At 69.7% G+C, this 11,831-nt stretch carries 9 protein-coding genes; 1 reads left to right on the forward strand and 8 read right to left on the reverse strand.

Annotated elements, in window-relative coordinates:
* Positions 1 to 15: 15 nt before the first annotated feature.
* The 8 genes from AC1DF3_RS02505 to AC1DF3_RS02540 all read right to left on the reverse strand — a co-directional run bounded on the left by AC1DF3_RS02505 (position 16) and on the right by AC1DF3_RS02540 (position 9,232).
* Positions 16 to 906, reverse strand: coding sequence for an ABC transporter permease (locus AC1DF3_RS02505; protein ID WP_478138742.1), 891 nt, complete (start codon positions 904 to 906; stop codon positions 16 to 18).
* 1 nt (position 907) lies between these two features.
* Complete coding sequence (locus AC1DF3_RS02510) at positions 908 to 1,825, reverse strand: ABC transporter permease (RefSeq protein WP_286533191.1); 918 nt, start codon at positions 1,823 to 1,825, stop codon at positions 908 to 910.
* Between the two features lie 7 nt (positions 1,826 to 1,832).
* The gene (locus tag AC1DF3_RS02515) at positions 1,833 to 3,104 is read right to left on the reverse strand and encodes an ABC transporter substrate-binding protein (RefSeq protein WP_286533190.1); all 1,272 of its coding nucleotides are present in this window, start codon (positions 3,102 to 3,104) and stop codon (positions 1,833 to 1,835) included.
* 66 nt (positions 3,105 to 3,170) lie between these two features.
* Positions 3,171 to 4,283, reverse strand: a complete 1,113-nt coding sequence (locus AC1DF3_RS02520) for an ABC transporter ATP-binding protein (protein ID WP_286533189.1) — start codon at positions 4,281 to 4,283, stop codon at positions 3,171 to 3,173.
* An 87-nt stretch (positions 4,284 to 4,370) separates the two neighbouring features.
* Positions 4,371 to 5,651 carry a biosynthetic peptidoglycan transglycosylase gene (locus AC1DF3_RS02525; protein WP_286533188.1) on the reverse strand — a complete coding sequence of 427 codons (1,281 nt, stop codon included), beginning with the start codon at positions 5,649 to 5,651 and terminating at the stop codon, positions 4,371 to 4,373.
* 7 nt (positions 5,652 to 5,658) lie between these two features.
* Positions 5,659 to 6,231, reverse strand: coding sequence for a hypothetical protein (locus AC1DF3_RS02530; RefSeq protein WP_478138743.1), 573 nt, complete (start codon positions 6,229 to 6,231; stop codon positions 5,659 to 5,661).
* Complete coding sequence (gene xrtQ / locus AC1DF3_RS02535; RefSeq protein WP_478138744.1) at positions 6,212 to 7,090, reverse strand: exosortase Q; 879 nt, start codon at positions 7,088 to 7,090, stop codon at positions 6,212 to 6,214. The genes AC1DF3_RS02530 and xrtQ overlap by 20 nt, the downstream gene beginning before the upstream one ends.
* 75 nt (positions 7,091 to 7,165) lie before the next feature.
* A complete protein-coding gene (locus tag AC1DF3_RS02540) occupies positions 7,166 to 9,232 on the reverse strand; it encodes a VIT and vWA domain-containing protein (RefSeq protein WP_478138745.1) in 2,067 nt (688 codons plus the stop codon).
* A 205-nt stretch (positions 9,233 to 9,437) separates the two neighbouring features.
* On the opposite strand from AC1DF3_RS02540, the gene AC1DF3_RS02545 reads away from it, so the two are divergent.
* Complete coding sequence (locus AC1DF3_RS02545; protein ID WP_478138746.1) at positions 9,438 to 11,807, forward strand: penicillin-binding protein 1A; 2,370 nt, start codon at positions 9,438 to 9,440, stop codon at positions 11,805 to 11,807.
* The last annotated feature ends 24 nt before the right edge of the window (positions 11,808 to 11,831 follow it).

Raw genomic sequence — 11,831 nt, forward strand, 5'->3', positions numbered from 1 at the left:
GGTGGACCGCTGGAGTCAGCGGCGCCGCGTCGAACGCCGCCCCAGCAGCGCCGCCGAGCCCAGCGCGATCGCCATCACGGCGAACGACACGACGGTGGTCACCGTGCCGAGCGCGTAGATCGATGGCGTGGTCACGGTCGAGGTCAGCGCCTGCAGTTCGAGCGGCAGCGTGTTGACGTCGCCGATGGCTTGCGAGGTGCGCGCGATCTCGTCCCAGCTCAGCGTGAAGCCGAACATGCCGATGCCGACCACCGACGGCCCGATCAGCGGCAGCACCACGTGCAGGAAGCTCTGCCAGGGCGTGGCGCCGAGGTCGCGCGCGGCTTCTTCGTAGGCCGGATTGAAGCGATTGAAGACCGCGAACATGATCAACAGCCCGAAGGGCAGCGTCCAGGTCAGGTGGGCGCCGAGGGCCGAGGTGAGCAGACCGAGGGCGGTGCCGTAGTTCTCGAGCAGGCCCTCGGCGCCGATCGCGCCGAGCGCGCCTTTGAGGCCGGTGTCGAGCAGGCGGAACTGCAGCCCGATGCCCAGCGAGACGATGATCGACGGCATGATCAGGCTCGCCACCGTGACGAAGAACAGGGCGTCGCCACCTCGCAGCCGCTTGCGGAACGCGAGGCCGGCCAGCACCGACAGCACCACCGTGAAGCCCATGACCACCGCGCCGAGCATCAGCGAGCGGCCGAAGGCGGCGCCGATGTCGACCGTGCCCAAGCCCTCGGCGAGCTTGCGGAACCAGTGCAGCGACACGCCGCGCAGCGGAAAAGTGAGGCCGCCCTCGGGGCCCTGGAAGCTCAGCACGAAGATGGTGATCATCGGGCCGTAGAGGAAGACCACGAACAGCGTGAAGACCAGGGCCAGGGGCCAGAAGCCGGCGCTGCGCTGTTCACCAATCCGGTGGCTCAAGTCACAGCTCCTTCCGGATGTCGACCAGCCGCGTGAGGCCCCAGATGATCATCAGCACCACCGCCAGCAGGATCATCGCGTTGGCCGCCGCCAGCGGGAACTGCAGGTACGAGGTCTGGACCTGGATGATCTTGCCGACCGAGGCGATCTGCTGGCCGCCCATCACGCCGATGGTGACGAAGTCGCCCATCACGATCGTGATGACGAAGATCGAGCCGATCAGGATGCCGGTGCGCGACAGCGGCACGATCACGTTCCACAGCGTCTGCCAACCGGAGGCGCCGGAGTCGCTGGCGGCTTCGAGCAGCGAGCGGTCGATGCGCATCATCGAATTGAAGATCGGCACGATCATGAACATGGTGTAGAGATGCACGAAGGCCAGCACCACCGAGAAATCCGAGAACAGCAGCCACTCGACCGGCGCATCGACCAGGCCCAGGCCCATGAGCCCCTGGTTCACCAGCCCGTTGCGGCCCAGCAGCGGCACCCACGAGATCATGCGGATCACGTTGGAGGTCCAGAACGGCACCGTGCACAGCACGAACAGCAGCGTCTGCATGCCCGGCGAGCGCACGTGGAAGGCCAGGAAGTAGGCCACCGAGAAACCGATCACGAGCGTGATGCCCCAGACCAGCAGGCAGAACTTGAGCGTGCTGAGGTAGGTCGACAAGGTGACGCAGAGGTCGCCGTTGTCGGTGAGGTGCGAACAGCCCTCGAAGATCGCGAAGTAGTTGCGCGGCGAGATCGCCGGAATCAGCTCGTACTCGTTGAAGTTCCACAGGCTGACCATCGCGATCAGCGCCAGCGGGATCAGGAAGAACAACAGGAACACCAGCGCGAACGGCGCCGCCTGCCACCAGGCCTTGACGGCGTGGGCAGGCAGCAAGGTCGCGTGGCTGGTGGTCGGGGGCGCGCTCATCCTGTCGTCATGCAGCCACGAACTCGTTCCACTTGCGCACCATGTATTCGTTCTCGTCCATCACGGCGTTCCAGCAGGCGATGCCGCCCATGCGTTCCTCGTAGCTGCCGCCGTCGCGCAGCGCGCCGGCCTTGGCGATGACGTCGCCTTGCGGGCTCTTGATGTCCTGCGTGGCGGGCTTGCCTTCCATCCAGTAGGCCCACTCGTAGGGTTCCATCTTGGCCTTGGCGGTTTCCAGCACGGCGCTGTAGTAGCCCTGGCGGTTCAGGTAGGCACCGGCCCAGCCGTCGAGGAACCAGTTGATGAATTCGTAGGCGCCGTCGAGCTTCTTGCCCGACAGGGTGGCCGGCAGGCCGAAGCCCGAGGCCCAGGCGCGATAGCCTTCCTTGAGCGGCTGGAAGGTGCAGGCGATGCCCTTGCTGCGCACCGCGGTCACGGCCGGCGACCACATCGACTGGATCACCACCTCGCCCGAGGACATCAGGTTGACCGACTCGTTGAAGTCCTTCCACAAGGCCCGGAACTGCCCGGCCTTCTTCGCTTCGATCAAGGTCTTGATCGTCAGGTCGATCTCGGCCTTGGTCATGTTGCCCTTGTCGGCGTACTTGTGGATGCCCTTGGCCTCGACCACCATCGCCGCGTCCATGATGCCGATGGACGGGATGTTCAAGATCGCGGCCTTGCCCTTGAACTCGGGGTTCAGCAGCTCGGCCCAGGAGCCGATCGGCCGCTTGATCAGGTCGGGCCGGATGCCCAGCGTGTCGGCGTTGTAGGTGGTCGGGATCAGCGACATGAACTGCGTCGGCGTCTTCGAGAAGGCCTTGCTCTTCTCGCCCTCGAGGAAGATCACCTTGATCGGCGCCGTGCCCTGGTCGCCGACTTTCTTGCCGGCGACCTCGCCCTTGGTGAACAGCGAGGTGATCTTGTCGGCGTTCTTGACGCGCTTGGTGTCGATGCCCTTGAGGTTGCCGGTGGGCACGATCTTCTTCAGCGAGAAGTACTCGGTGTCGATCAGGTCGAAGCTGTTCGGCGCGGTCACGGCGCGCTTGGTGACGTCGTCGGTGGTGACGGCCACGTACTGGATCTCGATGCCGGTGTCGGCCTTGAACTTCTCGGCGATCGCCTTGTCCTGGTTGACGGCGGTGCCGAGGTAGCGCAGCACGATCTTTTCCTGCGCATGGATGGCCGGGAAGACACCCGCCGCGAGGATGCCCGCCGTGCCCTGCAGCAGCGTGCGGCGCTGGACGCCGAGGGTCGGGGTTTCGATTTTTTTGGACATGGGAGGTCTCCTGAGAGGCGGTGGTGGAAAAAAGGGGGAAGAGGCCGGGGCCGGTCGCGGGCGCTGTCAGGCCGCCATCGCCGCCAGGGCCGCCAGCGGCGCGCGTCTCGGCGGCGATGTGCCGCCGCCGCGTGCTTCGGGGCGCGTGGCGCCGGGGCCCAGCGTCCGGGCATCGGACTCGGCCCACGAGACGCGCACGCTGTCGCCGACCTCGTAGCGGTGGCCGGCGAATTCCTGCTCGGACAGCAGCACCGAGATGCCGCTCTGCTCCGTAGGCACGCCGGTCAGGCGCAGGCCGAGCAGGACATAGGTGCCCTGGTACTCGACGTCGGTGACCTGCGCCGCCAGCCCCGGCTCGCCCGCCGCGCCGGTGGCCGGCGCGATCCGCGTGTGGTCGTTGCGCACCGCGACCTTGCCGTCGTCCAGCGCGAACACGTTGTGGCCGCCCATGAAGCGCGCCACGAATTCGCTCGCCGGATGGTTGTAGACCTCGTGCGGCGAGCCGACCTGCTCGATCAGGCCGTTGTTCATCACCACCATGGTGTCGGCCAGCGCCATCGCCTCTTCCTGCGAATGGGTGACGTGGATGAAGGTCAGGCCCAGCTCCTTCTGCCAGCGCCGCAGCTCGGCGCGCATCTGGATCCGCAGGAAGGGGTCGAGCGCCGACAGCGGCTCGTCGAGCAGCAGCACGCGAGGCTCGGTGATCAGGGCCCGCGCCAGCGCCACGCGCTGCTGCTGGCCGCCCGACAGCTCGCCCGGCTTGCGCCCGGCCAGGTGGCCCATCGCGACCCGCTCGAGCAGGTTGCCGGCGCGCTTGTGGCGCTCGCTTTTCGAGACGCCCTTCATCTTGAGGCTGAAGGCGACGTTGTCGAGCGCCGACAGGTGCGGAAACAGCGCGAAGCTCTGGAACATCATCGCCGTGCCGCGCGCCGCGGCCGGCAGGTTGGTGATGTTGCGGTTGTCCAGCAGGATGTCGCCGCCGGAGGCCGATTCGTGGCCCGCCACCATCCGCAGCGTCGTGCTCTTGCCGCAGCCGGACGGACCGAGCAGGCAGCAGTAGCTGCCGCTGGCGATCCGCAGGTCGATCTGGTCGACGGCGGGCGGCGTGCCGGCGGCGTAGCGCTTGCTCAGCGCGACGATTTCAACAGCTGCGGGCGGGGGGGCGGTGACAGCATCCATTGGGGATGCCATCGCAAGACATGTGCCAGCGAAGAAGCGGGTGGCGGGATCCGCGATGCGCCGACTTGGTGCGCGGCGCCAGCTGCGTCAAGGTGGTGCGAAGCGGGCCGTGGCGACACTGCGCAGCAGGGCATCGCGCTGCGCCTTGCTGATGCCGCGCACGCCCTCGGCCACCCATTTGGCCCGGTCGAGGTTGATGTTGCCCTCTTGCTGCCACTTGCGCACGGCCAGGGCCGGGTTGTTGAGCATGGCCGCCAGCCAGACCGCCTGCACCGGCTCGAGGTTGCGCGCCGGACGCTTGAAATAGGTGCGCGCCGCGGCATCGGCGCCGCAAATCCGGGCGCCCCAGGGGGCGTTGTCGAGGTAGAGCTGGAGGATCCGCGCCTTGCCCAGCGTCTGTTCCATCTCGACCGCATACAGCAGCTCGCGCAGCTTGCGGTCGGCGCTCTGTTCGCCGCCGGTCACGAGGATCTTGGCCAGCTGCTGGCTCAGGGTGCTGCCCCCGCGCTCGGCCTTGGAGGCCTTCTGGTTGATTTCCAGCGAGGCCGCGAGCTCGGTCATGTCGTAGCCCGGATGGGTGAAGAAGCGCTGGTCCTCGGCCGCGATCACCGCGCGCGCCAGCCAGCTGTCGGGGCCGAGCCGGCTCGGGGCGCCGCAGGTGGTGCGTGCGTTGGCGAGCGTCTCGGTTCCCAGCCCGTCGACCGTGAATTCGGCGATGCGCGGCTGCACCGCGAAGGTGCCGGCGGGCAGGCCGACCTGGGCGCCCAGCGCCAGCGTGCCGCCGATGCGGGCGCGCTGCAGTTCGGCCAGCTCGGGCGCCAGCACCGTATACCAGCGCGCGATCGGCGTCTCGGGGACGTGGATGTCGATGTGCAGGGCCTGCTGCGTCAGCCGCCCGGTCCAGCGTCCACGCAGGATGCCGTCGTCGCTGCGGTCGCCGACCGCCAGCGGCCGGGCAGGCGGCGCGGCTTCGAGCGTGCCGCTCAGCACGCCGGCGTCGCGGCGCACCGTCGCGCGCAGGCTGTCGAGCCGGATCGGCGCCTTGCCCAGGGCCGGGACCGTGGCGCTGCAGGGCGCGCAGTCGAGTTCCAGGGTCTCGCTCGCGGCGTTCCAGCCGAAGCGGACGGGGCCGTGGGGGGTGTCCAGCGTGCGGCCGGCCAGCCAGGGGGCGAACCAGGAGGAGGTCGCCAGGCGGATCGCGGTCGGCACGCCGACGTCGACGGCCACCGGGCCGGCCTGGAAGCGGGCCGGCCATTCGTCGCGGCCGGGTGCCAGCGCCAGCTTCAGGATCAGGAACACCGCGACCGCCGCCGTCAGAATCAGGGCCAGGGTCGCGAACAGCAGGTAAACCAGCGCTTTCTTCAGCAAATCACTCTCACTCGATCGGTTTCGCCAGGGTGACGGCTTGCCAGGGACCGTTCGAGCGGCCACTGGCCGCCGCCCAGTACCAGGCTGAAGTGTCGGTGAAAGCGCCGCCCCCGGCGTCGACGATACGCTCGCAGACCCGGATTTTTCGACCGCCGGTGCGCTCGGCGACGAAACAGCGCCACAGTCGCTCGTGCAGGTCGCGCTCCAGCCGGGCCTGCGCGATGCCGTAGCCTAGCGCGCGGTAGCAGTCGGCGGCCGGATGCAGCATGCGCGTCGGCGCGTTCACTTGGCGCAGCACCAGCACCTGCTGGCCGTCGGTCAGGCGCGCCATGCTGCCCGGGAAGCGCTCGGCGAAGCGGTTTTCGACCTCGCTCAGGGCCAGCGGGCGCAGCGGCGCGCCGTCCCATTCGCTCGGCCATTCGTGGAAGGCCGCCGCGGCCGCGGCCGGCGGCGCCCGATGCAGCGCCGCGCTGCCCGACCAGGCCAGGCAGAGCAGCATGGCGACGCCGAACAGGGCCTTGTGCAGCATGCGATGCACCAGGCGGTTGGCGAAGCAGCGGTCAAGCACGGCGATGGCCATGGCGGTCTCCTCGGAAATGGTTCATGACCCAGGCGATGCCGCCGCAGACCGCCGCCAGCAAGGCCAGGCCGAAGGCGTCGTGCAGCCAGGGCGGCGGCGCCTGGCCGGCCGCCTCCAGGGCCACCAGCAGGCTGTTGCGCACGATGTTGCCGGCCAGCACCAGCAGGCCGACCGCAGGCAGCCGGGCCAGGAAGGCGCGGTCGTCGCGCAGCGCCCAGAGCGCGACCACGCAGGCCGTGAAGTAGCCGAACCAGGCCATCTGCACGCCCGAGCAGGGCGCGTCGACGATCACCAGCCGGCCATCGATCCAGAGGCTGCTGCCTTCGCGCGCGACCTCGAAGCCCGACGCCAGCAGCCAGCGGCTGGCCTCGGCCGTCACGACGCGCAGCGGGTAGCCGGCATAGAACTGCAGCGAGGACAGCAGCGGCAGCGCCAGCACCGCCAGCCCGGCGACTGGCGTCGCGGGGACCTCGCTCGGCAGGAAGGCCAGCAGTGCGCAGGCCAGCGCGGCCATGGCCAGCAGCGCGGCGGCCAGTGGCGGCAGCGGCGGCACCGGGCCGATGCCGGTGCGGCCCAGGGTGGCGGCCAGGGTCGCCAGAGCCGCCAGCGCCAGCCAGCCGAGGCGCGGCGCCGCGCGCAGCCCGTGCCGCAGCGTGAACACCAGCAGCGCCAGCGCCGCGATCGCCAGCAGGCCGAGCGGATCGTCGGAGCGGTCCAGCATGCGCCGCGCCATCCAGGTCCAGGTGGGGGCCAGCGCGGCGGCCTGGAGCGCGAGCCAGGCGAGGGCGGGCAGGCGGTCGAGGCGGATGCCGGCTTCGAAGAGGCGGGGGTGGCGGGTGGCAAGGGAGGTTGGGGTCATGGTGGTGGTGTTTCTTCTGATCAGTTGAGGACAGAGCAAAACTGCTTCGCAGTTCTTGGTCTGTCCCGCAAGGTCTCAGGAGGTCAACCTCCGGTTGTCATTGCGCCGTGCACGCCGCCTCAACATCGCCAGCATCGACAGCACCACCGCGATCGCGCCCAGCGTCTCGGGCTCGGGCGTGCTCGGCACCTCGGCGCCCAGGTCCTGGCCGAGCGCGCTCTCGGCGACACCCTGGGGCAATGGCTGCGGCTGGTCGACACCGGCGGCGCTCTGCGGCGCCGGGTTGCGCACCACGCGGTCGATGGCGATGAAGCTGGTGTACTGCGTGAGCAGGCCGTAGCGCAGGCCGAGGTCGGTGATGCGCTGGCGCAGCGCGTCGCCGCCTTCGAGCGCCTCCTGGTCGGACAGGCTGGCGATGCGATGCCGCGCCCACAGGCTGCGCAGTGCGGCCGCATCGCGGCGCGCTTCCGGGTCGATCTTCAGCGCCTGCCGGTAGGGGCCCTCGGCGCCGCGGCCCTCGACCACGAGCCGGCCGCGGGCTTCGCCGCGCCACTTGCCGAACACGATCACCGGGCGTTCGCCGAGGACGTCGGGCAGCACCGCCGGCTCGACGTCATAGACGTCGAGGCCCTCGAAGCGCGCCTTCACCTGGGTCAGCACCGGCGACTCCACCATGCGGCGGAAGCGCGCGGCCTGCTCGGGCGCCTGGACCGGATCGGTGATCACGAAGGGCTCGCCCATGCCGGCGCGTGCCAGGCCTTCCATCAGGTGGCGATTGACCGAGGAGCCGATGCCGAAGGCGAACAGGTTGGCGCGGCCCAGGTTCTTGCGCACCAGCTCGAAGGCCTCGCGCTCGACCGTGACATAGCCGTCGGTCACCACCACCAGCGTGCGCGAGACGCCTTCGGCCTTCGGCTCGGCATAGGCGCGCTGCAGGGCCGGGATCAGCTCGGTGCTGCCGCTGCCGCCGTAGTTCTGGATCGTCGCCAGGGCCTGTGCGATGTTGGCGCGGGTGGCCGGCACCGAGTGCGGCGACAGCATGCGGTTGCTGCCCGAGAACAGCAGCACGTTGAAGGTGTCGCTGGGCCGCAGGCCGCCGATCAGGCGCTCCAGCATGGCCTTCGCGGTGTCGAGCGGAAAGCCGTGCATCGAGCCCGAGATGTCGACCACGAAGATGTAGTCGCGCGGCGAGATGGCGTTCGCCGCCACCGATTTCGGTGGCTCGACCATGGCGAGGAAGAAGTTCTCGGCGCCGTCGCCCTGGCCCTGGTAGAGCATCAGCCCGGACTGGACCCGATCGCCGGCGAGCCGGTAGTCGAGCACGAAGTCGCGGTTGTCCGCGGGGCCGCTGCCGGGCGCCAGCGTGACGTCGGCATGGGCGTCGCCATCGCGCCGTGCCAGCGAGATCGCGTGCGTCTGCGAGCGCACCTCCTGCAGCGCCATCGGCATGTCGAGCGCGACCTTCAGCTTGAAGGCGGTGCCCGGCGCAACCCCCGCGCGCAGCGTCGGCTGCGCCACCCAGCGCGCCTGCGCGTTCTCCGACTGCGGGCTGTTGTAGCGCGGCCCGACCACGGTCGGATAGACGAACTGGTAGTTGCCGCCCTGCGGCACCAGCAGCTCCGTGTAGCGCAGCGCCACCCGGACCTCGTCGCCCGGCAGGATGTTGGCGACATTCATCTGGAACACGTTGGGCAGGTGCTGCTCGAGCAGCGCGGCGGTCTTGCCCTCCTTCTTCGCGGCCTCGTAGTCGATGCGGGCCTGCGCCTTCTCGCGGATCTGCGCCGTGATCAGGCGCTCGCCGATGCGCACCTGGAGCGCGCCGACCGCGGCCCGGGTCGAACCCGGGAACACATAGCGGGCCTCGATCGCGCGCTGGCCTTCGTTGCGGTAGGTCTGCGTGACCGTGACGTCGGCGATCACCCCGGAGATCCTGACGTCCACCTCGGTCCCCTTGAGCGGCAGGCGATCGAGTTCGGGGTCGTCGCTCTTGACGAAGAAATACGGGCTCTCGGTTTTGGCGCGCGGGCCCGGCGCTTCCTGTGCATGCAGCGGCCGCACGCTCAGCGCGAGGAAGCTGGCGACGGCCAGCGTCAGGGTGACGAGCCAGAGCCGTCGGCCGGAGCGGTAGAGGGGGGCGTCCATGGTGTTTTTCCTTCTCCTTCTCGTGCGAACTTGCACGGGAGCCACTGTCCGGAGCGAGCGAGAAGCCAGTTGGAAGGCCGTTCGAAGTCCGGCGGCGCGAAAACAGCCTTGTGTGAAGCCTGTGTGAAGTCCTGCGAACAGGGCCTTCACACAGGCATCGCCCGGATGGGGAACCATCGCGGCCTGTTCCTGCTCCCTCCTTGCCATGACTTCTCCGTCCGAAACCCCCTCCCGCGCACCCGGCTGGCGCCGTCCGGTCGCCTGGATCGCCGCGCTGTCGGCCGGCACCGTGGTCGTGCTGGCGATCGCCGGCGGCATCGCGGTGGCCACCATCTACCCGCGGCTGCCCGACATCTCCGAGCTGTCGGACTACCAGCCCAAGCAGCCGCTGCGGGTCTATTCGGCCGACGGCGCGCTGATCGGCGAGTTCGGCGAGGAGCGCCGCAACCTGACGCCCTTCGCGCAGATTCCGCAGGTCATGAAGGACGCCGTGCTGGCGGTCGAGGACGCGCGCTTCTACGAACACGGCGGGGTCGACTACAAGGGCTTCGCGCGCGCCGCGCTGGCCAGCCTGCAGGGCGGCCGCAAGCAGGGCGCCTCGACCATCACGATGCAGGTCGCACGCAACGTCTACCTGAGCTCGGAGCGCACCGTGCAGCGCAAGACCTGGGAGATCCTGCTGGCGATGCGCATGGAGCGCCAGCTCACGAAGGACCAGATCCTGGAGATCTACCTGAACCAGATCTACCTGGGCATGCGCGCCTACGGCTTCGCGGCGGCCGCCGAGACCTATTTCGGCAAGCCGCTCGCGGACATTACGGTGGCAGAGGCCGCCATGCTGGCCGGCCTGCCGAAGGCGCCGGGCACCAACAACCCGGTGGCGAATCCGCGCCGCGCGAGGGCCCGCCAGCTCTACGTGATCGACCGCATGCAGGAGACCGGCTTCATCACCGCCGCGCAGGCCGATGCGGCACGGCGCGAACCGCTGCAGCTGCGCGATGCCGCGGACCCGTCGCGGCTGCATGCCGAGTACGTGGCCGAGACCGTGCGCCAGCTGATGCATGCGCAGTACGGCGACAGCATCTACACCAGCGGGCTCAAGGTGACGACCTCGCTGGTCGCGGCCGAGCAGCAGGCGGCCTACCGGTCGCTGCGCAAGGGCATCATGGACTACGAGCGGCGCCAGCCCTATCGCGGGCCCGAGGCCTTCGTCGACCTGCCCGACGACCCGAAGGCACTCGACGACGCGGTCGACGACGCGCTGGCCGAGCACCCGGACAACGGCGACCTGGTGGCCGCCGTGGTGCTGCAGGCGAGCGCCAAGGAGGTCCGTGCGGTGCGCGCCAACGGCGAGACGCTGCAGATCGCCGGCGAGGGGCTCAGGCCCGTGCAGTCGGGGCTGGCCGACAAGGCGGCGCGCAACATCCGGATCCGGCCGGGCGCGGTGATCCGCGTGGCGCGGACGCCGAAGAACGCCTGGGAGATCACGCAGCTGCCCGAGGTCGAGGGCGCCTTCGTGGCGCTGGACCCGCGCAGCGGCGCGATCCAGGCGCTGGTGGGCGGCTTCGACTACGGCAAGAACAAGTTCAACCACGTGACGCAGGCCTGGCGCCAGCCGGGCTCGAGCTTCAAGCCCTTCATCTATTCGGCCGCGCTCGAGAAGGGCTTCACGCCGGCCACGGTGGTCAACGATGCGCCGCTGTTCTTCGAAGCCGGCGCCGGCGGCACGGCCTGGGAGCCGAAGAACTACGACGGCGGCTACGACGGCCCGATCACCTTGCGGCGCGCACTGCAGCAGTCGAAGAACCTGGTCACGCTGCGCGTCATGCAGTCGATCGGCGCCGGCTATGCGCAGGACTGGGTCACGCGCTTCGGCTTCGAGCGCGAGAAGCAGCCTGCCAATCTGCCGATGGCGCTGGGTGCCGGCTCGGTGACGCCGATGCAGATGGCCGCCGGCTATGCGGTGTTCGCGAACGGCGGCTTTCGCGTCAATCCCTACCTGGTGACGCGGGTCACTGACGCCCGCGGCAAGATCCTGATGGAGACCGAGCCGCCGGTGCTCGACGAGACCCGGCGCGCGATCCCCGAGCGCAATGCGTTCATGATGGATTCGCTGCTGCAGAGCGTGGTGAAGGGCGGCACCGCGTCGCGCGCCTACCAGGCGATCCGGCGCGACGACCTGTACGGCAAGACCGGCACCACCAACGATTCGTTCGACACCTGGTTCGCCGGCTTCCAGCCGACCCGCGTGGGCATCGCCTGGGTCGGCTACGACACGCCGCGCCAGCTCGGCGTGCGCGGCGAGACCGGCGGCAGCCTGAGCCTGCCGATCTGGACCGGCTACATGCAGGCGGCGCTCAAGGGCGTTCCGGTGGCCGCGCTGAAGGCGCCCGACGGGGTAATGCAGGTCGATGGCGAGTGGTACTTCGACGACTACGCGCCGGGGCACGGCGTGGCCAGCCTGGGGCTCGATCCCGCACTGGCGCCGCTGCCGGCCGAGGACCTGGCCGGCGCGCAGGTGGCGCCCCCGGCGGCGCCGGCCGAGCGCAACCGCATCCTCGACTTCTTCAGGTAGCCGCGCCCCCTACACTCGGGGCCG

This window comes from Variovorax sp. 10N432, assembly GCF_056394465.1.